At 65.7% G+C, this 24,597-nt stretch carries 20 protein-coding genes; 10 read left to right on the plus strand and 10 right to left on the minus strand.

Annotated features, from left to right (window positions below):
• Positions 1 to 59: 59 nt before the first annotated feature.
• Genes IPM49_05090 through IPM49_05100 form a run of 3 tightly spaced genes read right to left on the minus strand, consistent with a single transcriptional unit; the run spans position 60 to position 3,841 of the window.
• Positions 60 to 1,442 carry an LPP20 family lipoprotein gene (locus IPM49_05090; GenBank protein MBK9273902.1) on the minus strand — a complete coding sequence of 461 codons (1,383 nt, stop codon included), beginning with the start codon at positions 1,440 to 1,442 and terminating at the stop codon, positions 60 to 62.
• Positions 1,442 to 2,824: a hypothetical protein gene (locus IPM49_05095; protein MBK9273903.1), complete on the minus strand. Its 1,383-nt coding sequence runs from the start codon at positions 2,822 to 2,824 to the stop codon at positions 1,442 to 1,444. The genes IPM49_05090 and IPM49_05095 overlap by 1 nt, the downstream gene beginning before the upstream one ends.
• 27 nt (positions 2,825 to 2,851) lie before the next feature.
• Positions 2,852 to 3,841, minus strand: coding sequence for a DUF4476 domain-containing protein (locus tag IPM49_05100; GenBank protein ID MBK9273904.1), 990 nt, complete (start codon positions 3,839 to 3,841; stop codon positions 2,852 to 2,854).
• Between the two features lie 119 nt (positions 3,842 to 3,960).
• On the opposite strand from IPM49_05100, the gene IPM49_05105 reads away from it, so the two are divergent.
• Positions 3,961 to 5,301, plus strand: coding sequence for a saccharopine dehydrogenase NADP-binding domain-containing protein (locus IPM49_05105; GenBank protein MBK9273905.1), 1,341 nt, complete (start codon positions 3,961 to 3,963; stop codon positions 5,299 to 5,301).
• On the opposite strand, the gene IPM49_05110 is transcribed toward IPM49_05105, so the two are convergent.
• From IPM49_05110 to IPM49_05135, 6 genes are all read right to left on the minus strand, one after another.
• Positions 5,298 to 5,996 (minus strand): methyltransferase, encoded by a 699-nt coding sequence (locus tag IPM49_05110; GenBank protein MBK9273906.1) that lies wholly within the window; start codon positions 5,994 to 5,996, stop codon positions 5,298 to 5,300. The two genes, IPM49_05105 and IPM49_05110, sit on opposite strands and share 4 nt — an antisense overlap.
• 190 nt (positions 5,997 to 6,186) lie before the next feature.
• Complete coding sequence (locus tag IPM49_05115; GenBank protein MBK9273907.1) at positions 6,187 to 8,013, minus strand: tail fiber domain-containing protein; 1,827 nt, start codon at positions 8,011 to 8,013, stop codon at positions 6,187 to 6,189.
• A gap of 247 nt (positions 8,014 to 8,260) precedes the next feature.
• The gene (locus IPM49_05120; protein ID MBK9273908.1) at positions 8,261 to 9,547 is read right to left on the minus strand and encodes a hypothetical protein; all 1,287 of its coding nucleotides are present in this window, start codon (positions 9,545 to 9,547) and stop codon (positions 8,261 to 8,263) included.
• A gap of 443 nt (positions 9,548 to 9,990) precedes the next feature.
• Positions 9,991 to 10,527 carry a 16S rRNA processing protein RimM gene (rimM, locus tag IPM49_05125; protein MBK9273909.1) on the minus strand — a complete coding sequence of 179 codons (537 nt, stop codon included), beginning with the start codon at positions 10,525 to 10,527 and terminating at the stop codon, positions 9,991 to 9,993.
• Positions 10,528 to 10,598: 71 nt separating this feature from the next.
• Positions 10,599 to 11,141: a 30S ribosomal protein S16 gene (locus tag IPM49_05130; GenBank protein ID MBK9273910.1), complete on the minus strand. Its 543-nt coding sequence runs from the start codon at positions 11,139 to 11,141 to the stop codon at positions 10,599 to 10,601.
• A gap of 70 nt (positions 11,142 to 11,211) precedes the next feature.
• Positions 11,212 to 11,502, minus strand: a complete 291-nt coding sequence (locus tag IPM49_05135) for a rhodanese-like domain-containing protein (GenBank protein ID MBK9273911.1) — start codon at positions 11,500 to 11,502, stop codon at positions 11,212 to 11,214.
• 109 nt (positions 11,503 to 11,611) lie between these two features.
• Here IPM49_05135 and IPM49_05140 point away from each other — a divergent pair, with 109 nt between their 5' ends.
• From IPM49_05140 to IPM49_05160, 5 genes are read left to right on the plus strand one after another with little or no spacing between them, the layout of a single operon-like run.
• Positions 11,612 to 11,953, plus strand: coding sequence for a hypothetical protein (locus IPM49_05140; GenBank protein ID MBK9273912.1), 342 nt, complete (start codon positions 11,612 to 11,614; stop codon positions 11,951 to 11,953).
• Entirely contained in the window at positions 11,950 to 14,187 is a 2,238-nt protein-coding gene (locus IPM49_05145; protein MBK9273913.1) for a family 20 glycosylhydrolase, read from the plus strand. Before IPM49_05140 ends, IPM49_05145 begins: the two co-directional genes overlap by 4 nt.
• Positions 14,188 to 14,246: 59 nt before the next feature.
• On the plus strand, positions 14,247 to 16,001 hold the full coding sequence (locus tag IPM49_05150) for a M1 family metallopeptidase (protein ID MBK9273914.1): 1,755 nt from the start codon (positions 14,247 to 14,249) through the stop codon (positions 15,999 to 16,001).
• Between the two features lie 8 nt (positions 16,002 to 16,009).
• A complete protein-coding gene (pfkA, locus tag IPM49_05155) occupies positions 16,010 to 16,978 on the plus strand; it encodes a 6-phosphofructokinase (protein ID MBK9273915.1) in 969 nt (322 codons plus the stop codon).
• A gap of 18 nt (positions 16,979 to 16,996) precedes the next feature.
• The gene (locus tag IPM49_05160) at positions 16,997 to 18,139 is read left to right on the plus strand and encodes a T9SS type A sorting domain-containing protein (GenBank protein ID MBK9273916.1); all 1,143 of its coding nucleotides are present in this window, start codon (positions 16,997 to 16,999) and stop codon (positions 18,137 to 18,139) included.
• Here IPM49_05160 and IPM49_05165 read toward each other — a convergent pair.
• The gene (locus tag IPM49_05165) at positions 18,129 to 18,596 is read right to left on the minus strand and encodes a nuclear transport factor 2 family protein (GenBank protein MBK9273917.1); all 468 of its coding nucleotides are present in this window, start codon (positions 18,594 to 18,596) and stop codon (positions 18,129 to 18,131) included. The two genes, IPM49_05160 and IPM49_05165, sit on opposite strands and share 11 nt — an antisense overlap.
• Before the next feature lie 33 nt (positions 18,597 to 18,629).
• On the opposite strand from IPM49_05165, the gene IPM49_05170 reads away from it, so the two are divergent.
• The 4 genes from IPM49_05170 (at position 18,630) to IPM49_05185 (ending at position 24,575) form a co-directional block, all read left to right on the plus strand.
• The gene (locus IPM49_05170) at positions 18,630 to 19,100 is read left to right on the plus strand and encodes an OsmC family protein (GenBank protein ID MBK9273918.1); all 471 of its coding nucleotides are present in this window, start codon (positions 18,630 to 18,632) and stop codon (positions 19,098 to 19,100) included.
• Positions 19,101 to 19,267: 167 nt separating this feature from the next.
• Entirely contained in the window at positions 19,268 to 22,888 is a 3,621-nt protein-coding gene (gene dnaE / locus IPM49_05175; protein ID MBK9273919.1) for a DNA polymerase III subunit alpha, read from the plus strand.
• 298 nt (positions 22,889 to 23,186) lie between these two features.
• Complete coding sequence (gene trxA / locus IPM49_05180; GenBank protein MBK9273920.1) at positions 23,187 to 23,507, plus strand: thioredoxin; 321 nt, start codon at positions 23,187 to 23,189, stop codon at positions 23,505 to 23,507.
• Between the two features lie 144 nt (positions 23,508 to 23,651).
• A complete protein-coding gene (locus tag IPM49_05185; protein MBK9273921.1) occupies positions 23,652 to 24,575 on the plus strand; it encodes a DUF58 domain-containing protein in 924 nt (307 codons plus the stop codon).
• The last annotated feature ends 22 nt before the right edge of the window (positions 24,576 to 24,597 follow it).

Consider the following 24,597-nt stretch of genomic DNA (forward strand, 5'->3'; position numbering starts at 1 on the left):
CGTGTCGTTGGTGGCGGGTTTGCGAACGGCGTGCCAAACTTCCGGAATGCGCGTGGTTCCTACAAGATCGCCGTGATCAAGGCGGGCACAAGGTCCTTGCGGAGGTCCTGCGCGCCCTTCTTGTAGGCCTCCAGGGCGGCCTTGTCGTAGGCCAGTTGCACACCTTTCATGCCCTGGCGGCCGGTCTGGTGCACCAGTTCACCGGTGCGGCGGTCGGTGCAGGTGAGGGTGAGGTCGAGGAAGGCGGTGTAGAACCCGCTGGTGGTGCCGCCCTCGCGCGTGTCGGCGCTCAGGACGATCACCAGGTCGCTCTCGGCCTCGCGGTCCACGAAGCGGAAGCCGCGGCGGGCAAGCTCCTCGCGCAGGGCGACGGCCACGCCGGCGTTGGCGAGGGGGGAGCCATAGGCGCGTTCATCGGCCTTCAGCAGCACGCGGGGCATCCGCAGGTCGATCGGCACATGCAGTTCGGGCACGCTGAGGCCGGCGGTGAGCGTGCGCACCAGGGCCGGGTCGCCGGCCCCGTTCACCAGGGCGTCCAGGTCGAGGCGGACGAGCAGCTCGGGCGTTGCGGCATCCAGCGACACGCCCTCCACGGTGATGCGGGCGTGGCCGTCGGCATCGGTGCGCTTGTTCACCGTCACCTTGCCGGCGCTTCCGGGATAGGTGGCCGTGAGGGGCACCTGGGCCATGTCGCGCAGTGCGCCGGCGGTCCCGTGGCGCGCCCGGATGAGGAGCTCGCGGCGATGGCCGTTGGCGGGCTCCAGCACGCAGCGCTCCGGAAGGCTGACGAGGGTGAGGCCGGAGGTGAGCTGTTGAAGACCGGCGTACAGTTCGTTGGCCAGCACCACGGACCGCCCCTCGACCTCCACCCGGTCGGCCTCACCCCAGTGATCGCGGAGGGCGATGAGGGCGCGCAGCTCCAGGTCGAAGGCCCCGGGAAGGTCACCGGCGGACAATGCGGACCGGCTGCGGCCGTGCAGGTCGGTGGCCTGGGTCATGGCGGCGCGCTTCTTCTCGGCCTGCAGGCGTGCGTGCTCGGCCTTGCTCAAGCGGTAGTAGGTCCACAGCTCGGTGCCGCTGTCCCAGCTGTCCACCAGCTCGAAGCCCTCCAGCTGCTGGCTGGTGCGGGTGCGCACGGTGCTGGTGTAGCTGTCGGTGAACTGCCCGCGTGTGTCCAGGGTGTACAGCAGGCTGTTGCCCTCCACGGTGACGCTGATCTCGCTGGCCAGGTCGTTGAGGGCGTTCTGCTTGGCCGCCTCCTGGAAGTCGGGGCGGTTCTTGGGGGCGATGCCGATGCCGACATAGTAGGCGCCGGTGACGGGGCGGCTGTCCACCCAGGTCGGGCGCACGACCGGGGCCGGCGGCGGCGGTTCCTGCACCTGTTGGGCGGGCTTGCAGGACGCCACGAGCAGCAGCACGGACCAGCGGAGGGCGCGGCGCATCACGGCAGCTTCTGGGAAAGGTGGCCCACCACCTCGCGGGCGATGCGGTCGCCGGCCTTGCGCATGGCGTCGTTCACCAGGGTGGCCACGGGCTTCACTTCGCGCGGAGCGTTCAGCAGAGTGCGCAGGTCGCGCCGGGCGCGGTCGGTCTGGTCGAGGGCGCCATTGAGGCTGGGCAGCAGGGCCTCGCGGTTGCCGGCATAGCTGGCGTAGTAGGCGTGGTCCTCCTCGTTCACGTCCACCACACTGCTCACCAGCACCTCACCGGTCTCCAGGCTCACCAGACGGAAGCTGAAGGAGGCCACCACCTTGTTCTCCTGGTAGTGCTCCGTGTAGTCCACAGGCTTGTACTTCGTCACCAGCACCGTTTCGCCGGTCTCGGGCACTTTCTGCCGCACCGGATAGGCTTCGTACCCGCGCTTGGTGCTCATCCTGGGCTTGCCCGCCTCCTCCCGATAGCTGATGAGGTCGCCCATCAGCACGGCCTTGGCGCCGATGAGGTTGCCCACCTGCACGGCGGTGGCCTGGTCCACCACGCCGCTCAGGCCCAGCCGCTGCTCCTCAAGGATGCGGTCCATGTTCTCGCGGTCCACCACCTTCAGGAACGGATCGCCCGAACCGGTGATGCCGCTCACGGTCTGCGCCTGCAGGCGGGCGGCGAGGTCCGACCGCTTGCCGCTGCTGGCGAAGGGCAGCACGGCGATCGAGTACTGCCCCTTGAGCAGGGCTTCGTTGTGGAGCGCCGAGGCGTCCTTGTAGGCGGGGTCCTTGGCCAGCACGCGGCTCAGCTCCTCGTGGGCGCGGCGATAGCGCCCGCCCTCCAGGTCGCTCTTGGCGGCGCGGTACAAGGGCTCCAGGTAGGCGATGTTCTGCAGGCTGCTGGCATCCTTGTAGCCGGGCTCCAGCCTGGCGATGCGCGCGAAGGTGGCCTCGGCCGCCTGGAACTCCTGGCGTTCCAGCTGCCCCTGCCCCTTCGTGTAGAGCTCGATGAGGTGCTCGCCCTTCACGCGTTCATACTCGTCCTGATGGTGCTCGGGGATGTCGAGCACCACGCCCAGGCGGTTGGCGCGGTCGGCGTAGGCCTTGGCGTCGAGGTAGGTGTCCACGGCCTTGGCCCGGTCGCCGGTGCCGTTCACCTCGCGGAAGAAGGCGCCGAGCTTGTCGTTCAGCAGGGTCTGCCCGGCCTTCTTGAGGCCGATCTTGGCCTCCACGTTCTTCTGATCGCGTTGCAGGGCCTGCAGGTACATATCGGCCGCTTCCGCATAGAGCCCGGCCTCATCGAGCTTCTCGCCCTTCTTCACATAGCTCTTCGCACCGGAACAGCCCGCCCCAAGGACGGCGGTGGCACAGAGCGCGAGGAACGTTCGACGCGGGGAGGCCATGGTCGGTCCGGTTCAACGTGGGCGGGCTCAGCGGCCGCGGATGTAGGCGTTCAGCTCATCGACCGAGCTCTCGAAGGTGAACGCGTCGTTCAGCTTGAAGTAGTTGCTCAGGTCGAAGGTGTGGTCGTAGGCGAACTTGGCGAAGTCCAGCTTGGTCTCCTCGAAGGTGAACAGCTCCATGATGCCCTTCACCTGGTCGACGGTGAAACAGCGGTCGGTGGCCACCTGTTTGGCGACGCTCATGCGGGTGTCCTCGAAGCTCTTGGAGCCGATGCTCGCCTTCGCATCGGAGAACTCGCTGCTGCTCATCGGCCAGGGGCATCCGACGCGGCCGGTGTAGCCGGGCATGCTGTACACCGCGGGCTCCGCCGGGCGGGTGGCGCTGGTCTCCACGGGCTCGTCGATGTCAGTGGTCATGGTGGTGGTCGTCGTGGTGGTCGTTGTGGTGGTGGTCGTCGCGCTGGTGCCCAGCACGGGGTCGTTCACGTTCACGTTCATGTTCACCCCGAGGCCGTTGAAGCCCACGGTCATGTTCACGTTCTCCCCGGTGCCGGGCGTGGTGGTGGTCTGCTCGGTGACCACGACCGTGGTACCGGTGCTTCCGGGGTTGGTCACACTGGTGGTCACATCGTCCTGGAAGCCCACGGGGCGGGGCTTCTCATCGACCACCAGGGCTCCGGCGGCGGTGCCAAGGGCGGCCTCACCCGTGGGGCGGAAGACCTTCTCGCCCTTCTTGTTGGTGGTCACCATCACGGTGTATTCCTTGCCCAGGGGGAAGTAGCCCTGCTTGCGCACCTCGGGGATCGAGAGATCCTCGAACCGCACAAGCACCACAGGGGTCTCGTTGCGGATGCCGGTGGCCACCACGCGGGCGGTGGGCTTCTCGTTCTTCACGTCGCCGTCGACCACGAGGGTGAATTTGGCGCCGTCATCGGTGAAGAACACCAGGTCGCTGGTCTGTGCATCGGCGAGGGGGGCCAGGAAGAGGGCGGCGACAAGGGGGATCGGGCGTAGCATGGCTTCAAATGGGTTGCGAAGGTAGGTCCACGTCCGCCTTGGCAAGGCCTGTGCCAAAGAACCGAACGGGACGTGGTCCCCATCTTTGCGGACGCCGGTACCAGTCGGCAGCAGTGGCCATGCGCACGATCCTCATCCTGGGAGCGGGACGCTCCGCCTCGGCGCTCATCGCCCAGCTCATCCACGATGCATCGCGCGAGGCGTGGCGCATCACCGTGGTGGACCGCGACCTGGCCCATGCCCAGGCCTTGGTGGCCGGCGGTGCTGAGGTGGCGCGGGCCGAGCAGGGCGACGCCAGCGACCCCGCCGTGCGCGACCGCCTGATCGCGGGGCACGACCTGGTGATCAGCATGCTGCCCGCCTTCATGCACGTGGATGTGGTGAAGGACTGCCTGCGGCTGAAGCGGCACGTGATCACGCCGAGCTACGTGCCCGATGCCCTCTGGCCGCTGGACGCCGACGCGAAGGCGGCGGGGCTCATCTTCCTGAACGAGCTGGGCCTCGACCCCGGCATCGACCACATGAGCGCGATGCGCATCCTGGACCGCATCCGGGCCGAGGGCGGGCGCATGGAAGCGTTCGAGAGCTATTGCGGAGGGCTCATCGCCCCGGAGAGCGACGACAACCCCTGGGGCTACAAGTTCACCTGGAACCCGCGCAACGTGGTGCTGGCCGGGCAGGGCGGCATGGCCCGCTATATCAAGGACGGCAGCTACAAATACCTCCCCTACCACCGGTTGTTCCGGGAAACGGTGCGCGTGTCGGTGCCCGGTTATGGCGCGTTCGATGGCTACGCCAACCGCGATTCGCTGAAGTACCGCAAGCACTACGGGCTGGAGGAGATCCCCACGCTGGTGCGCGGCACCCTGCGCAAGGCGGGTTTCTGCGCGGCGTGGGACACGTTCGTGCAGCTCGGCTGCACCGACGACAGCTTCCCTTTGGAGCTGCGGCCCAACGCCACGTGGGCGGAGTTCGTGGAGTCCTTCCTGCCGCACGATGTGGAGCGGGAGGTGCGCGCGAACCTGGCCCACACGCTCGGCCTCGATCCGAACGGCGAGGTGATGGCGAAGCTGGACTGGCTGGGGCTCTTCGACCGTGAACGGATCGGCGTGCAGGGCCTGAGCCCGGCGGCCACGCTGCAGCACCTGTTGGAAGCGAAGTGGAAGCTGGGGCCGGCGGACAAGGACATGGTGGTGATGTGGCACCGCTTCCGTTACACGGTGGAGGACCTGCACCAGGAGCTCCAGGCCTCGCTGGTGGTGCTGGGCGATGATCCGGTGCGCACCGGCATGGCGAAGACCGTGGGGCTGCCCCTGGCCTTCGCGGCCCGGCTGGTGCTGGGCGGAGCGCTGAAGGGCCGTGGCGTGCTGCTGCCGATCACACCCGAGATCTACGACCCCATCCTCGACGCGCTGGAAGGCATGGGCATCGTGTTCGCCGAGGAAGAGGTGGAAGGCTAGAACTTCAACAGGAACGGCGCCAGCAGCAAGCGGTACGCATCGGTGAACCGGCCCGGGCCGTGCTCCACGAGCAGGTGGTCCTCCAATAGGTTCGCACGCGCCCGGTCCAGCTCCACGAGCACCCGTTTCGGCGGACGGCCTTCGAGGTACTGCAGCACGCAGCGGCGCACCGGATGAAGGCCGTGGTCGGCGGCGATGGCGCAGAGCTCGGCCTCGCGGTTCAGGGGGATGATGCAGGCGAACCGGCCTCGCTCCGCCAGCAGGCGGTCCACCACGTCCAGCAACTCGGCGAACCGCAGCCCGCCCCCGTGCTTGGCGACACCGGTGCGCGCATCCGGCGACCCCATCTCGCCGGCGTAGAACGGCGGGTTGCAGAGGATGCGGTCGAACGCTTCGTCGGCGCGCATGCGGCGCACGTCCATCCGGTGCACGCGGACCCGGTGGGCCCACGGGCTGGCAGCCGCGTTCTCCGCCGCCTGTCCGGCCGAGGCGTCGTCGATCTCCACGGCATCGATGCGGGCGGCGGGGTTGCGCTGGGCGGCCATCAGGGCCAGCACGCCGGTGCCGGTGCCGATGTCCAGGATGCGCGCGCCGTCCACATCGGCCCAGGCCCCCAGCACCACGGCATCGGTGCCCACCTTCAGCGCGCAGCGGTCCTGGCGGAGGGTGAACTGCTTGAAGCGGAAGTCGGACATCGCGGGGACGAAGGTGGTAAGGTCGGACTTGGGATCCGACAATGACCTCATCTCCACGTCCCGCTGAGGCGAGACAGGTCGTGCCCATCCCGCTGGGGCGGGACAAGTCGTGATCAGGTGACCATGATACCAAATGCCAGGAGCCGCCCCGCGATCGCGAAGCGGCCCCTGACCCATCTTGTGCACAAGCCTATAGCCCCACCTTCACCGCCTTCTTCACCACGAAGCTGTCGTTGAGGTACAGCGTCACATGGTAGGTGCCGGGCGCCAGATCCGTGGTGGTCCAGTCGTGGGTGTAGGCACCGGCTTCACGCACGGCCTCCTCCAGCACCTCCAACCGCTTGCCACTGGCATCGCTCACCTCCAGCCGCGTGCGGCCCGGCGTGGCCACCGTGTACCGCAGCTGCGTGTGATCCGCCACCGGGTTGGGCACGATGAACAGGTCGGTGCGCAGGGCCTCTCCTGCGCCCGCCCCAGGGCTCATGCTGCGCCCATCCGTGCTGCCGTGGGCCGCGCAGCAGGTGGCGAGGTCTTGTTGCATGGCGGCGAGTTGGTCCTGCAGGGTGTTGATGGTGGTCTGTTGCTCCTGCAACCCTGCGATCAACCAAGCGGTCAACCCCTCATAGTTCACCGCCTTGAAGTCGACGGCTGGAAAGACCTCGTTACCCAGCGAGTCCACTACGGCCGGTTGCCCCGATTGCTGCACGAGCGCCGGTAACACGTTCTCAAGGTCCTGTGCGATCAACCCGTAGTGCGCCCGATCGTCCAACGCCATGGTCGGGAAGTCCGCTGACCGATAGGTGTAGGACATCGGTTGCAGTTGACCGATCACATCCATGGCGTTCGTGAGGGGTTCCACGTTCTGCTTCAAGGTCGCATCCGATGGTGACCAAACCCCCAGCGAGCAGTAGGCATAGCCATCGAACCAGCCCCCGTATCCCCATCCACCGGACTGTGGATTCAATCCGATGCCCCATACGCCCCGGATGTTGTTCGTTTGCTGCTGAAAGTTACCATCCGCAAAACCACGCACGCCAACAACGCGCACACCGGTCCACGCGAACGTATTCACCATGCTGTTCGTGGCCGCATTGCCATCAAGCCCCCAGCTACGCCCAGCGTTCATGGCACTGCCGCGCCATCCCAGATTCTGACCACCGGTCGTGGAGTATGCATCGGCATTGCCGCCGAAGTTGTTCACCGACGTGGTGCCCATGCGGACGTTCACCCCGATATCCGTTGCGCCACCGCCGTTCACCACCTTCAGCACATCCAGCTTGGCACCAGGGCTCGATGTACCGATACCCACGTTGTTCGACTCGTCCGGGCAGCCTGTCAATGGCCCGGGTAAGTGCGCGGTGACCACATGGTCGGCCGTGGTCACCTCCCAGTCACAGCCTGGAATGGAGCCGAGGTCCCTCCAGTAAAGCCGGCCATCGTCCGGGTCCACCACCACCGCGCGGGTCAGCGCGGCATTCTCGTAGGAGGTGGTCAGGTAGTTGGGCAGCGGGTCCATGAAGTTGCGCAACCGGATGGTGCGATCGGCCAGGTCCACCCGTTCATCCGGCAGCAGGGCGATGGTGGTCCAATCCCCTGCTCCGAAGTAGCCCTCGTTCAAGGATGGGTCAGGTTGCAGGCGCGCCAGCTCCAAGCCGCTCGCACTGCTCGCCATGGTGCTTGTTCCATCATGCCCGGTGTAGATGAACTGGAAGGGTGCTGTCGGAGCGTTCTGACCGGTCACCGTTGACCAGACCACGCCGCTCGTGAGGCCATCCAACAGGCCCGTGTAGAACAAGGACTCACCGCGCGTAGCCAGAAAGCCCTCGCCGATCACGGGCCGATAGCCAAGCTCCAGGGTGGCGTTGTTCTCGGCATGCACACGAGCGGCTGGGAAGCGGTAAACTCCGGGGCTGTTGGCGAAGTCGCCGACCCCCAGGAACCCGGTCAGGTCCAAGTTCGGGTATGTGTTGATGGTCTGGCCGGTCAAGATCGGCGAGAGCCGCATCCGCTCGTCCATCGCTGTATGGAACTCTATCGGTTGGTTCAGATCATGTCGGACCATCAGCGGGAAATTGTTGGTGCCGGTATTGTCCCAACCCAGAAAATCGGTGCTAAAACCAGCCACATTACCGGGCGTAGTCGATTGCCCCAGTACCTTGCCGGTAGTCAGCAACATCGCACCCAGGATCAGGTGCTTCAAGAAGATCTTCGTTCTCATGTCCTTTCGTGTTTGTTGTTCACTGAAAAGGACCGGAACGATGCGTTCACTCGGTCAATACGAACTTGTGCGACTCCAACCTGCCGCGATGCGCAATGCGCAACACATAGGTACTGCGTGCCCATGAACCCACTTCCAGCACCCAGCGATCATTCGGGATCCGGCCCTGCCAAAGCACGCGCCCCACAGCATCCAGCACCAGTGCCTCGGCCCCGGACCTTTGGCCAACGACCATTTGGTCTAGCGCTGGATTGGGGAATAGCACAGGACCTATTGCCTGTTCTTCGCCAACCCCTTGGCCCAGATCACAACCCTCCAAGCTTGGCGAAACGCAGACCGCATCCACCAAGGTGTATGCGCGAGGCAACCAGTACCAAGGAATGCCCTCTGGAGAAAATTGAAGCGTATCCGTCAGGGCATTGCTGAAGAACTGCCCGATCATCACGTACTGGTAGGCACTGTCGGCCACGAAGCTGCCGCTCACCAAGGTCCAGCCCACCGTATCCGAGAGGATCTGCGGGTACATGATGTGTGCGTGGTTTGGAGGCACCGGGAAAGGGTCGCCGACGCTCCAAGGAGGCACGGCCGTGGTGGTGAAGCGCATGCCCACTTTGTCGTTGGCCAGCCAGTGCTGGGGATAGGTGTGATTGCCCCCGAATGCCGCATTCGCCCGAAAACTGCAGTAATAGGTCTGCCCCACCTCCAGCGGTTGCAGCAAAGGCGCCATGATCCATTCACGACCCTCGATTGATCCACTTTGGAAGTACGTGTACATTCCAGCACATGAGGCACCCTCGAACGGCTCCTGGTAGGTGAAGAAATTCATGGGCAGCCCTCGGAAATCGCCGTATGGCAAACAGCTTCGGAGATGGTCCGGGCTACCGTTGATACTGTACCAGTCATGGATGCCTACAAAGGGTGGGAGCTGATCGGAGCAACTATCCGCTTCTTCGAACCCCGGGTTGGGCACTAGGTTCTGGGCCTGCGCGGTGGAGATGATGGAGCGCAGCACCATTGCCACAGCCATGGCGAGCACCATGCTACGCGTGGGGTAAGGAGTGTTGGCAGAGTTCATCATCGTCAAGTTCGTATCGGCCAGGAACATCGTCCGGCCCGCCTCCTGGTTGTTCGGGTTGTCCGCGGCCATGGCGCCTTCCGCGTGCCCGCCCAAAAAGATCGCTTGGGTGGCGGAGGGCCTGCCCGAGATCCGCTCGGTGCAGCGCCCTGGTTGGTGCAAGATACCCCGGCCCTCAGCAAACCGCTCCGGGCCGGGGCCGTCGCAAGCGGTGCTTTCGGCGGCGCCCTTGCACAACGGCAACCGGGAACCGTTCAAGCCGCCAGCGCACCATGGCCTGGATCGCTGGGAACAAGATCGCGTTGAAGCGCGAAGGCGCACCTATGTTGAATATCTTGGCGAGTTGAAGAATCAGATGCCAAGCGGCCAAGCGGCCAAGCGGCTTCCAGCCTCCAGCCGCCCGCTTGCGACCCACGCCGACATCGGCGTTCCGTGCGGTCCGCATGCATGGGTGATGCTGTTCACGGCAGGCATGGCAGATCGAAACGAGTCGACCGTGGACGGGTTGGTGCTTTCGGTTGAAACTTCACATGGGCTTCACACGGTGGGGGCGGTGGAGTTCCCGTCCGGTCGCGGGAGACTGCCACGGCGCTCTTCGCACCACCCGCCACACAGGCGCCTCGCAGTGACGGTTCGGATGTGCTCTGTGCCCTCCGCTTCAATGAGGCGAGCCGGCCCCGGATCCGATCCGCCCTTTCGCCTCAGCCGCCACCAGTGTTCCTGTACAGATCGACCAAGCCCTCCGGCGTTCGGATGGTCATCGTGCGCTCCTCCATGTCGAGGTCCACGATCATCTCCTCGGCCAGGGGCACCATCACCTCCTGCTCGCCGTGGAGGATCACCAGCACGGGGTTGCGGTCGGTGCCTTCGATGGCGGTGACCTCGCCGAGGTCGCCATGCACTTCGTCGCGCACAACCAGGCCGATGAACTCATCGGGGTCCCAGCTCTCATCGCTGCCGTCGCTCAGCAGCCCCGGCGGAGCGTACAGGTCGCGCCCCACGAGGATGGCCGCGCTCTGCGGGTCGTGGAAGTCATCGAACTTCACCAGCACATCGCGCCCCTTCTCGCGCAGGTCGGTGAAGAAGAAAGGCACCTTCTGGCCCTCGATGTCCACGAAGAGCGAGCCGGCGTGGACCAGGTCGTCCGGGTCGCAGCCCTCGAGGTGCACGGTGAGGTCGCCCTGGTGGCCCCAGGGTTTGCCCAGTTTGCCAATGCGGTGCAGGCTCTCGAGGTCCATGCCCGAAGGTAGGGGCTGAAAAGGAACGGCCCGCGAGGTGGGTCGCGGGCCGTGCTCCAGAGCGTGGTCGGTTATTCGGCGGGTGCTTCGGCGGGCGCCTCGCCTTCGGCAGCTGCATCAGCAGCGGGAGCTTCCGCAGGGGCCTCGGCCGGTGCGGCGGCGAGCTTGGCGCTCAGCTTGGCGGCCATCTCGTCGGCCTTGCGCTTCTCGGCATCGAGGCGGGCCTTCATGGCCTGTTCGGCACCGGTGGCCAGCTTGCTGCGCTTGCCTTCGATCTTGGCGTTCTTCTCGTTCAGCCAGATGTCGAAGCGGCGGTCGGCCTCCTCCTGTGCGAAGGCACCCTTCTTGACGCCGTTCTGCAGGTGGTTGCGGTACACCACGCCGGTGTAGCTCAGAATGGCCCGGCAGGTGTCGGTGGGCTGGGCGCCCTTCTGCATCCAGTCGAGCGCCTTGGTGCGGTCGATCTCGATGAACGCGGGGTTCTGGTTGGGGTCGTAGGCACCGATCCTCTCGATGTACTTCCCATCGCGCGGTGCGCGTTGATCAGCCACCACGATGTGGTAGTACGGCTGGCCTTTCTTGCCTTTCCTCTGAAGGCGGATGCGGGTCGGCATGTCGCTGGTTGTTTATCCCCTTGCTCGAAGGGGCCGCGAAGATAGGCAGATCCCCGCCACGGCCAACGCCTCAGCGGAAATTGAGCCAGCTGCCCCCGTTCTCCACGTTGGTGAGGCCCTGGGCGCGGAGCCACGCGGTGGCCTGCCCGCTGCGGTTGCCCGAGGCGCACACCAGCACGATGGGCCCGCTGATGGCCTGAAAGCGCGGCAGCTCGCGCTGCACGGTGTCCAAGGGGATGTTCACCGAACCGGCCACATGACCGCTGGCGAACTCGGCCGGAGTGCGGACATCGATGACGGTGGCCCCATCCGGCAGGGCGGGGCGTGCGGTGGAACCGAAGATCTGGCCGAAGATGCTCATGGGCGGGATGTATTTCGGTCGCAAAGGTGGGGGCCGGATGGCGGCGGCGGACGGTGACCCGGATCACCGGCCCCGCCGATCGGCCATCTTTGCGGCACGACCGAACACCATGCGCACCCTTCTGCTCCTCGCCGCCCTGATGGCCGCGCCGCTGCTGCACGCCCAGAACGTGATCCACGCCATGGCCATCGGCAACTGGCGCAACGGACCGGTGGTGTACCTCACCCCGGTGTTCGCCACCACCGAGGCCGCCACCACCCCGCAGCTGATCGACCGGGTGAAGCGGGAGCACCCTGAGCTGGCCGCGGCGGCCGACATCGATGTGATGCGCTTCGCCACCGTGGAGGAAGGAGAAGCCCACCGCGCCTCGCTGAAGGCCAAGTATGGCGTGCGCAAGCTGGAGGTGGTGCTGCTGGAGGCCCCTGCGGCCGCCCCAGCGACCAAGCCATGAGGGTGCGCACGCTGCTGCCCGTGGTCCTGCTGCTGGCAGGGACCCCGATGCGGGCTCAACAGCCCCCCGACCTCATCCCCGCCCCGGTGGACCTGCAGCTCGACGGCGGCAGCCTTGACCTGCGCTGCCCGTGGGTGGTGAACGCCGATGCCCCGCTCCGGGCGGTGGTGGAGGCCGGGATCCTGGCGCTGCACCCGGCTTCTGACCTGGCCTGCTTCGCCCCCACCCCCATCAGCTTCCAGCGGGTCGCGTTCGACACGCTGATGCCCCCGGAATGGCATCAGGTGCAGATCACAGGGGGCGGCATCACCGTCACCGCGCCCTCCGATGAAGGCCTGTATCGCGGCAGCCGCACCCTGATCCAGCTGCTGGAACAGGGCCGGGAGACCGGGTCCCTCCCCTGCCTCACCGTCACCGACCACCCGCGCTTCCCGTGGCGCGGCATGCACCTCGACGCCTGCCGCCACTTCTGGAGCGTGGAGTTCACCAAGACCTACATCGACCTGCTGGCGCGCTACAAGATGAACCGCTTCCACTGGCACCTGACGGATGACCAGGGCTGGCGGATCGAGATCAGGAAGTACCCGAAGCTCACGGAGGTGGGTGCGTGGCGCCGCGGCAGCCAGGTGGGGCCGTACAGCCGGCGCGCGTACGACAGCATCCCATACGGAGGCTTCTACACGCAGGAGCAGATCCGCGAGGTGGTGGCCTACGCGGCGGCAAGGCACATCACCGTGGTGCCCGAGATCGAGATGCCGGGACATGCCATGGCCGCCCTGGCCGCGTATCCGCGCTTGGGCTGCACAGGTGGACCGTATGAAGTGCAACGCGGCTGGGGCGTGTTCGACGATGTGTTCTGTGCGGGCAACGACAGCGTCTTCACGGTGATGCAGGACGTGCTTACGGAAGTGATGGACCTCTTCTCCGGCACCACCATCCACATCGGGGGTGACGAGTGCCCGAAGGAGCGGTGGAAGACCTGTGTCAAGTGTCAGGCGCGGATGAAGACGGAAGGACTGAAGGACGAGCACGAACTGCAGAGCTACTTCATCCAGCGCATCGAGAAGTTCGTGAACAGCAAGGGCCGCACGATCATCGGCTGGGACGAGATCCTGGAAGGCGGCTTGGCGCCCAACGCGGCCGTGATGAGCTGGCGGGGCACCGAGGGCGGCGTAGCTGCGGCGAAGAGCGGGCACTTCGCGGTGATGAGCCCCGGCAGCCACTGCTACTTCGACCACTACCAGGGCGACCCGGCGAACGAACCGCTGGCCATCGGCGGCCACACCACCGTGCAGAAGGTGTACAGCTATGAGCCCATCCCCGCCGAGCTGAACGCGGAGGAAGCGAAGTACATCCTGGGTGCGCAGGGCAATGTTTGGACGGAGTACATCCTTACGCCGGAGCATGTGGAGTACATGGCCGTGCCGCGCATGCTGGCGCTGGCCGAAGTGCTGTGGACACCCAAGGAGAACAGGGATGAGGCCGACTTCCTCGCCCGGCTGGAGCGGGAATTCCCGAAGCTGGAAGCGATGGGGGTGAATGCGAGCAAGAGCTTATTCGACGTTGGATTCAAGCTGAGTCCCGGTCGTGCCGGAGAGGTGAAGGTTGTGCTGAAGTGTCCAAGCCCAGGCGCTCCCGTGGTCCTTGATAATGGTACGGCGGCGGGAAGCCTTTATACCGAACCAGTCATCGTGACCGCCGATCGAACAGTGGTAGCGATATGTCGCAATGAGAACGGCCTGGTTCGTGGCCGGCCCGCACAACGAACGCTTTCCTTCAACCTCGCCACCGCCCGCCCCATCACCCTCAGCTCCCCACCCAACGAGCGCTACAACGAAGGCGGGGCCTTCACCTTGGTGGATGGCATCACCGCGCAGGAGAAGCGCGTGAACACGGAATGGCTGGGCTGGCGCGAGGGCGTCACCATCACGGTGGATCTGGGCAGCGAGCAGGATTTGCGCGAAGTGGGCATCGGCGCGTTGAACGAGACCTACAGCTGGATCCACCTGCCGGAGCGCGTGGAGATCAGCGTAAGCACCGATGGGAAGACCTTCACACCCTTCGGCTCCGCGGAAGTGAAGGCGGGCGTCGGTCGCACTTCATTCTCCGTGGAGAGGTCAGAAAAGGCCCGTTACGTGCGCCTCGCGGTGAAGCACCGCGGCCAGATCCCCGAGGGCTTCCCCGGCGCGGGCAACCCGGCATGGATGTTCCTGGACGAGATCGAGGTGCGGTGATGGAACGTGTCGCACCAGGAACGGTCGGCCGCGACCAACGCCGGGCCATCTTCGGGGTGATGCGCAACCGAATCCTCCTCTTCACCCTCCTTTCCCTTCCACCCACGCACGCCCAGGTGCTGGACGGCGCGGCCGCCGCGTTCACCCGCGCCGACACGCTGCGCGGCAGCATCGGTCCGGAGCGCGCGTGGTGGAACGCGACCTTCTATGACGTGAGCGTCACGCCCGACCTCGACCGCCGCAGCATCACCGGCATCACGGCCATCGCCTTCACGGCCGTGGCCGAGGGGCGGCGGATGCAGATCGACCTGCAGCAGCCGCTGGTGGTGGACAGCGTGACCGTGGAGGCGCAGGCCTACCGCGACAGCGCCATCGCCATCGTGGACCGCTCCGTGGTGTTCACGCGTGACGCGGACGTGCTGTGGGTGGACCTGCCGGAACCCCTGCGGATCGGGGAGGCCACCACGGTGCGCGTGCACTACCACGGCGTCCCGCGGGCCGCGAAGAACCCGCCGTGGGACGGAGGCTGGATCTGGCGGCGCGACGGGTCCGGCGCGCCTTGGGCCAGCGTGGCCTGCCAGGGCCTGGGTGCGAGTGTGTGGTATCCCTGCAAGGACCATCAGAGCGACGAACCCGATGACGGCGCCGCGCTGCACATCACCGTGCCCGACAGCCTGCAGGCCGTGGGGAACGGCCGTTGGCGCGGCACCACATCCAACGGCGATGGCACCAGCACCTGGCACTGGCGGGTGAACAACCCCATCAACACCTACAACTTGGTGCCCTCGATCGGGCGGTATGTTCACTTCAGCGAGGTGTACCAAGGACGTGAGGGTCCGCTTGATTGCGACTATTGGGTGCTGGCCGCGAACGAGGCCCGGGCGCGGGAGCAGTTCAAGCAGGTGGCGCCCATGCTGGCCTGCTTCGAGCAGCGCTTCGGCCCCTACCCCTTCCGCGAGGATGGGTACAAGCTGGTGGAGGCACCGCACCTGGGCATGGAGCACCAGAGCGCCGTGGCCTATGGCAACGGCTACCAGAACGGTTACCTGGGCCGTGACCTCAGCGGTACGGGCGTGGGCCTGGCGTGGGACTTCATCATCATCCACGAGAGCGGCCACGAGTGGTTCGGCAACAGCATCACCACGGCCGACATCGCCGACATGTGGGTGCACGAGGGCTTCACGCACTACAGCGAAACCATCTACACCGAATGCCAGCAGGGTCCGGAGGCCGCCGAGCGCTATGTGATCGGCTGCCGGAAGAACATCGCCAACGACAGGCCTGTCATCGGTCCGTACGGCGTGAACGAGGAGGGCAGCGGCGACATGTACTACAAGGGCGCGGCGCTGATCCACATGGTGCGGCACATCGTGGGCGACAGCACCTTCTTCGCCATGCTGCTGGAGATGGACCGTCGGTTCCGGCACCGCATCGTCACCAGTGCGGAGATCGAGGCCTTCATGATCGGTTTCAACGCGCGGAGCCGCGATCGGCTGGATCAGCGCCTGTTCGACCAGTACCTGCGGACCGTGCAGGTGCCCGTTCTGGAATGGGGCCTCCGGAAGCGGCAGCTCGTCGCGCGGTGGACCAACTGCCTTCCGGGCTTCACCATGGCGACGCTGCTCGACCTGAACGGCAGGCCGCTCCTGCAGAAGATCGGCACCGAGTGGACCATCCTGGACACCGAAGCGGGCAAAGGGACCGACCTTCGTGTGGATGCGAACTGGTACGTCTCGGCCGAGCGGGTGTCGAAGCATGCGCTGAAACACATCATGCCCAAGCCGGCCAACTCACAAGGCCCCCGATCCAACTGACCATGTCGATCACGCACCTCGCCCTCCTCACCTCCGGCGGTGATGCGCCCGGCATGAACGCCGCCATCCGCGCGGTGGTGCGGGCGGCGCACCACTATGGCCTGATGGTCACCGGTGTGCTGGACGGCTTCGACGGTCTGGTGGAGGGCCGGTATCGCACGCTGGGCCCGCGCGACGTGAGCAACATCATCCAGCGCGGGGGAACGATCCTGCGCAGCGCGCGGAGCGAAGCCTTCCGGACCTCCGAGGGACGCGCAAAGGCCATCGACCGGCTGCGTTCGGCCGGCATCGACACCGTGGTGGTGATCGGCGGCAACGGCTCGCAGACCGGGGCCATGATCCTGCATCAGGAGAGCGGTCTTCCGGTGATCGGCATCGCGAGCACGATCGACAACGACCTGGCGGGCACCGACCGCACGATCGGCTTCGACACGGCCTGCAACACGGCGATGGAGGCGATCGACCGGCTGCGCGACACGGCCTCCTCGCACGAGCGCTTGTTCTTCGTGGAGGTGATGGGACGCGATGCGGGCTTCATCGCGTTGCGCACGGCCGTCGCCGGAGGGGCCGAATACGCCATGGTGCCGGAGGCGCGGCAGGACATCGACGAAGTGGTGCGCGTGCTCACGCAAGGCGCGGCCGGCAAGGGCAGCAGCATCGTGGTGGTGGCCGAGGGCGACGAACAGGGCGGGGCCTTCGCGATCGCCCAGCGGGTGAAGGAGCGTGCGCCGCAGTTCGACATCCGGGTGAGCGTGCTTGGCCACCTGCAGCGCGGTGGCAGCCCCACCGTGGCGGACCGCGTGCTGGCCAGCCGCCTAGGCGTGGGCGCCGTGGAGCAGCTGCGCGAAGGGCGCTGGGGCGGCGTGCTCGGCATCGTGCACGGCCAGCTCGTGCTGACGCCGTTCGCCGAGGCCATCGCCGGTCGCAAGCCCGCAGAGAGCGACCTGCTTCGCATCCTGCCCATCCTGGCCGTGTAGGTCCGTTACCTTCGGGGCATGCGCCTCCGCTTCCTTCTTGCCTCTGTGCTGCTGGCCGTACCGTGGTGCATCCGGGCCGCCAACCTGGTCGTGACGCACATCGGCACACCACCGGCCGCGCAGGCCGCCATCGACCATGCCGCCGGCATCTGGGGGGGCATCCTGGAGAGCGCGGTGGACATCAAGGTGCGCGTGCTGTGGTTCCCGCTGGGCGGCACCACGCTGGGGATCACCTTCCCCAACGGCCGTCGCGACTTCATCGGGGCCCCGCTGCCACAGACCTGGTACGCCAGCGCGCTCGCCAACAGCATCGCCGGCGCGGAGCTCAACCCGGGCGAGAGCGACATGGACGTCTACCTCAACAGTGGAACCACCTGGTACCTGGGCACCGATGGACAACCCGCGGCGGGCCAGCACGACCTGGTGACGGTGGCCCTGCACGAGATGGGGCATGGCCTGGGCTTCGTGGGCCTTTCCAAGAAGGTGGGAGGCACCGGCTCCCTCGGTCTGCTGCAGATGGCCGACTTCGCCCCGCTCACCACCAGCTTCCCGTGGCCCCAGCTGGACACCCTGCCCGGTGTGTTCGATGTGTTCCTGAGCGACCTGCAGGACGGCCCGCTGGCGATGATGCCGAACCCCGGCACCCAGCTGGGCGGGGCGATGACCGGAAACCAGCTCTACTTCAACGGTCCGCTTGTGCTGAACGCGAACGGCGGCACCGGAGCCCGCATGTACGCACCCGGCACCTTCGCCTTGGGCAGCAGCTGCGTGCACTTCAACGAGTCCACCTATCCGGCGGGCAACGCCAACGAACTGATGACCCCGTTCAGTTCGACGGGCGATGCGAACCACTGGCCCGGTCCGTTGTGTCTGGCGGTGATGCAGGACATCGGCTGGGTGCTGGCACCGGACGTGAGCGTGGCCGAGCACCCGAACGCTTCACCGCTCAGGGTATGGCCCAACCCGGTCACGGACCTTCTCCACATCGGTCCGGCATCAGGTGGTCCATTCACCCTCACGGTCCGGAACGTGGATGGACGCTTGATGATGCAGAGCACGAACGGGCAGGAGCTCTTCATCGCGGGCCTGCAGGCGGGGGTCTACCTCCTGCAGCGGGAGGGCATGGGTACGGTGCAGCGAGCGATGTTCATCAAGCGCTAGCATCTTCCTTGGCCATGTGCCGGAGGAGCGAGGCCGCGGCCACGCCGCGCACTTTGTCCCGCACCGCCGGCGTCCATCCCAGCAGGGAGCCCTTCCACCCCAACGCCTGCCGGCTCCAGCGCCAGAAGGAGAAGGAATCCCGCTGGGTGAGGATCAGCCCGTCACGGAACGTGAACCGTGAATCGATGGTATTGTGGACCTTCCGTCCGGTGCGCGAGAAGGTGTAGAAAGCCTCCCAGCGCACATGCCCCTTTCGGTGATCCTCGTGCAGCACCGTGAACGTGATGCAGAGGTCGCTGCCTTGCGCGATGAGCATCCGCCACATGGCTCGGACGTGCAGGGCGTCCAGATCCGGAAAGACCGGGTCGCTGAACCGGGCATCGGGGTGATAGAGGGCGCCCATCACCGCCGCATCCCGCTGAGCGAACGCGGTATAGAACGCATGAAGCACGGACATGCTGTGAAGGTAGCGTTCGCGACCTTCGCCCACATGGCCGCCACGCATCACTACGCCCTGGAGCTCGAATGGACCGGCAACACCGGCCATGGCACCAGCACCTACGAAGGCTATTCACGGGAGCATGTGGTGCGCATCGCTGGCAAGTCCGATCTGGTGGGCACTGCCGATCCGATGTTTCGGGGCGACCCCGCGCTGCACAACCCCGAGGACCTGCTGCTGGCGGCCTTGAGCCAATGCCACCTCCTCACCTACCTGGCGCTCTGTGCCCGGGCACGCATCAACGTGCTGAGCTATCGGGACCGCGCGGAAGGAACGCTGCTGCTCACCAAGGACGGCGGTGGACACTTCACCGAGGTGGTGCTGCGGCCGGAGGTGGTGGTGGCCGATGCGGGCATGCTGGCCAAGGCGCGGCACTTCCATGGCGAGGTGCACAAGTACTGCTTCATTGCGCGCAGCGTGAATTTTCCGGTGCGGTGTGAGGCGGTGGTGCGTGCGCTGTAAGCCTACCTGTCCTGACCGGCAGTGGGACGGATCGTACCGGTGATCGTGGATAACTGATCCCGTCCCTCCCACCCCCTCCCCGGTAACTTCGTGGCCTCTCCACCATCGTTCAGCCAGCTCCAAGACCACTGCCGATCCAGGGCTCGTCCCACATCCGAAGTCATCTCATGCAGTTCTCCCATCTGCACGTCCACACGCAGTTCAGCCTCCTCGACGGCGCCGCCAGCATCCCCTCGCTCTTCAAGAAGGCCCTGAAGGACGGCCAGCCCGCGCTCGCCATCACCGACCATGGGAACATGTTCGGTGCCTTCAAGTTCGTGGCCGAGGCCGGCAAGCACAAGAACGAGGATGGCAGCCCGAAGGTGAAGCCCATCGTGGGCTGCGAGTTCTACGTGGTGAACGACCGTCACAAAAAGACCTTCACCCGCGACGACAAGGACAAGCGCTTCCACCAGCTGATGCTGGCCAAGAACGCCACCGGCTACAAGAACCTGAGCAAGCTCTGTTCGCTGGGCTTCATCGAAGGATTCTACAGCAAGTACCCGCGCATTGACAAGGAGCTGATCCTGCAATACCATGAAGGGCTCATCGCCACCACCTGCTGCCTGGGCGCCAGTGTGCCACAGGCCATTCTCCGCGCCGGCGATGGCGACCTCAGCGCGGCCGAGGCGGAGTTCAAGTGGTGGCTGGACCTCTTCGGCGAGGACTACTACATCGAACTGCAGCGCCACGGCATCCCCGAGCAGGACAAGGTGAACGCCGTGCTGGTGCAATGGGCCCGCAAGTACAACGTGCCCATCATCGCCAGCAACGACAGCCACTACACGGATCAAGAGGACAGCAACGCGCACGACATCCTGCTGTGCGTGAACACCGGCGAGAAGCAGAGCACGCCCATCGCCACGGACGAGGACATCAACACCAAGGACAAGCGCTTCGGCTTCCCCAACGACCAGTTCTTTTTCAAGACCCAGGGGCAGATGGCCCAGACCTTCAGCGACCTGCCGGAAGCGCTGGACAACACGGGCCTCATCGTGGACAAGGTGGAGACCCTGAAGCTGAAGAAGGACATCCTGCTGCCCAACTACCAGCTGCCGGAGGGCTTCACCGACCAGGACGAATACCTCCAGCACCTCACCTACCAGGGCGCCATCAAGCGCTACCTCAACGATGGCGTGTCGGGCATCGATTCGCTGGACCCGAAGATCAAGGAGCGGCTGGACTTCGAGCTCTTCACCATCCGCACGATGGGCTTCGCGGGCTACTTCCTCATCGTGCAGGACTTCATCAACCACGGCCGCGAGATCGGTGTGTTGATCGGTCCGGGCCGTGGCAGTGCGGCGGGCAGCGCAGTGGCCTACTGCATCGGCATCACCAACATCGACCCCATCAAGTACGACCTGCTGTTCGAGCGCTTCCTGAACCCGGACCGCAAGAGCATGCCCGATATCGATACCGACTTCGACGATGAAGGGCGGCAGAAGGTGATCGACTACGTGGTGGAGAAGTACGGCCAGACCCAGGTGGCGCAGATCGTCACCTACGGCAGCATGGCGGCCAAGAGCAGCATCCGCGACGTGGCGCGCGTGATGGACCTGCCGCTGGCCGAAGCGGACCGTTTGGCGAAGCTCATCCCGGAGCGTCCGGGCATCGAACTGGGCCGCATCCTGCGGGCGCCGATAGAGGGCGAGGGCAGCCTCAAGACCAAGGAGAACCTCAGCAGTGAGGAACTCGCGCTGGTGAAACAGTTGCGCGAGATCCTGGAGAGCGGTGAGCTCACCAGCGACGTGCTTAACGCGGCCGAAAAGCTGGAGGGGTCGGTGCGCGGCACGGGTGTGCATGCGGCCGGCATCATCATCGCCCCCGCCGACCTTACGGAGATCATCCCTGTGTGCACCTCGAAGGAATCCACCCTGCTCCTCACGCAGTACGATGGCAAGGTGATCGAGGATGCGGGTGTCATCAAGATGGACTTCCTGGGGCTGAAGACGCTCACCATCATCCGCGATGCCCTGCGCATGATCGACGCGAACCACGGGGTGCAGATCGACATCGACGGCATCCCGCTGGACGACCCGAAGACCTTCGCCCTCTACCAGCGCGCCGAGACCAACGGCACCTTCCAGTTCGAAAGCGCGGGCATGCAGAAGTACCTGCGCGAACTGAAGCCCGACCAGTTCGCCGACCTCATCGCCATGAACGCCCTGTACCGCCCGGGGCCGCTGGAATACATCCCCACCTTCATCAAGCGCAAGCACGGTCTGGAGAAGATCGTGTACGACCTGCCCGAGATGGAGGAGCTGCTGCACGAGACCTACGGGGTGACGGTGTACCAGGAGCAGGTGATGCTCCTGAGCCAGAAGCTGGCCGGCTTCACCAAGGGCGATGCCGACGTGCTTCGCAAGGCGATGGGCAAGAAGGACCGCGCCACGCTGGACAAGATGAAGGGCAAGTTCCTGGAGGGAACGGCCCAGCGCGGCTTCGACGCCAAGGTGTGCGAGAAGGTGTGGACCGATTGGGAGGCCTTCGCGCAGTATGCCTTCAACAAGTCGCACAGCACCTGCTACGCCTTCGTGGCCTACCAGACGGCGTGGCTCAAGGCGAACTACCCGAGCGAGTACATGGCCAGTGTGCTCACGCACTCGCAGGGCAGCATCGACAAGATCACCTTCTTCATGGAGGAGTGCCGGCGCATGGGCATCTCCGTGCTGGGGCCCGATGTGAACGAAAGCCAGCTGCAGTTCAGCGTGAACAAGCAGGGTCAGATCCGCTTCGGGCTGGGTGCGGTGAAGGGCGTGGGCGAAGCCGCCGTGGAGGCCATCGTGACCGAACGGCAGGCCAACGGCCCCTACAAGGACATCTACGACCTGATGCGCCGGGTGAACCTGCGCGCCGCCAACCGCAAGGCCTTGGAAAGCCTGGCCTATGCGGGCGCCTTCGATGGCTTCCCCAAGAGCCACCGCGCCCACTACTTCCACAGCCCCGGTGAGGGCAAGCCCACCTTCCTGGAGACCTTGGTGCGCTACGGCCAGCAGAGCCAGGACGGCGCCGACAGCGCCCAGGTGAACATGTTCGGGGAGCTCGATGAAGCAGCGGGGATCCCGGAGCCCGCCCTGCCCGCCATCGACCCGTGGAGCGCACTGGAGCAGCTCCACTACGAGAAGGACGTGATCGGCTTCTACCTGAGCGGCCATCCCTTGGACGACCACCGCCTGGAGATCAAGCACCTGTGCAACACCACGCTGCCCGAGCTGAAGGAACTGGACAAGCTCAATGGGCGCGACCTCGCCTTCGCCGGCATCGTCACCAAGGCCGAGCACCGCATCGCCAAGAGCGGCAAGCCCTTCGGCTCGTTCAGCCTGGAGGACCACCATGGCACGCACGACTTCATGCTCTTCAGCGAGGACTATCTGAAGTTCAAGCTCTACCTGCAGACCGGAGCATTGCTGTTCGTCAAGGGACGTGCCAGCGCCCGCACATGGGGCCGTGATGAGGGACAGATGGAGTTCAAGATCGGCACCATCGACCTGCTGAGCGACGTGCGCGAGAAGTACTTCACCAAGCTGAACCTGAAGCTGGAGGCTGAGCGGGTGAACGACCTTCTGGCCCGCGAGCTGGGCGAGCTGTTGAAGCGCAGCCCGGGCAAGTGCCGAGTGAACTTCCAGATCGTGAGCCACCAGGAGAACCTGGCGATCGAGGCGCCGAGCAAGGGCTTGAGCGTGGCCGTGAGCGAGGACCTGATCCGGGCGCTGGACGGGCTCGGGGATGTGATCTATACCCTGAACTGAAGGCCGGCCCAACAGGCAGGCCACCGCCATAAAGCGCGGCCCGGACAGAACGGGCCATTTCGTGGACCGGAGCCCCTGAGGGATCCCGGACCAGGCGCACAAACCTTGGGATCCTGCCTTTCTGTCCGGTTAGTTTCCATGGCAAGGAAAATGCTGAGGGGGGTTACCTTTGCACGACCGTTGGTGGACGGCAGGCTTCCGAACGAAGGGGACCTGGACCAGAACTTCCCCACCTTGCGGCCGCGCGAAGAACTCATAGCAACCAAACCCGGACGCCCGGCGTCCACAGCGAACGACCATGGCACTTGAACTGACCGACAACAACTTTGAGGAACTCGTCCTGAAGAGCGACAAGCCTGTGATGGTGGACTTCTGGGCCGAATGGTGCGGCCCCTGCCGCATGGTGGGCCCCGTGGTGGAGGAGCTGGGCAAGGAGTACGACGGCAAGGCCGTGGTGGGCAAGCTCAACGTGGACCACAACCCCGGCATCAGCATGAAGTACGGCATCCGCAGCATCCCCACGATCCTGTTCTTCAAGAACGGACAGGTGGTGGACCGCAGCGTGGGCGCGGTGCCCAAGCCCCAGTTGGCGCAGAAGCTCGAGGGCCAGCTGGCCTGACCGGCGGCAAAGAAGCAGGCCGGGTGAGGGTTGCGAAGAGCCCTCCCATCCAAAGCGACCGAAAGCCCGGGACCGTCCCGGGCTTTCCCCTTTCACACCAGGACCACCACCCTCACGGTTCCAGCCCGATCTTTACACCGCCCAATGCCCATCGAACAACAGCACATCCAGGCCCTGAGCGCCCTTGAGTTCAAGGCGCGGCAGGTGGTGGAGGGCTTCCTGGCCGGCCTGCACAAGAGCCCCTTTCACGGGTTCAGTGTGGAGTTCGCCGAACATCGCGCCTACAACAGCGGGGAGAGCACGCGGCACCTGGACTGGAAGCTGTATGCCCGCACCGACAAGCTCTTCGTGAAGCGGTATGAGGAGGAGACCAACCTGCGGTGCCACCTGGTGCTGGACGCCTCCTCATCGATGTACTTCCCCGCCCGAGGCGAAGCCGGCGCGTTCAACAAGGTGGAGTTCGCAGTGCATGCGGCCGCTGCGTTCATCCAACTGCTGCGGAAACAGCGCGATGCCGTGGGTCTCACGGTGTTCCGCGAGGCGGTCGCCCTCACCGAGGAGGCCCGGAGCAACGCCGTTCACCTGCGCCACCTGACCCAGCACCTGGAGCGGCTCCTGACCACCGATGCACCGGCCCGCGGCCACCGCACCGGCCTCGTGGAGGCGCTGCACGACATCGCCCGGCGCGCCCATCGCCGCAGCCTGGTGGTGGTGCTGAGCGATATGCTGGACGACGCCGGACGGGAGGAGGAGGTCTTCGATGCCCTGCAGCACCTGCGGTTCAACAAGCACGACATCATCGTGTTCCATGTGGTGGACCGCAAGCGCGAGCTCGACCTGGCGCTGGAGGACCGGCCCTACACCTTCGTGGATGTGGAGACCGGGGCCCAGGTGAAGGCGCATGCCGCGGAGGTGCGCGAGGGCTACCGCCAGGCCGTGGCCGAGCGCTGGCACCGGCTGAAGCTCAAATGCGGCCAGTACCGGATCGACCTGGTGGAGGCCGATATCAACGCCGGCTTCGGCCCCGTCCTGCTGGAGTTCCTGACCAAACGGGCCCGGCTGTACTGATGTGGCCGCCGATCGCTTGCAA

The sequence above is a fragment of the Flavobacteriales bacterium genome, assembly GCA_016715895.1.
Taxonomy (GTDB): domain Bacteria; phylum Bacteroidota; class Bacteroidia; order Flavobacteriales_F; family PHOS-HE28; genus PHOS-HE28.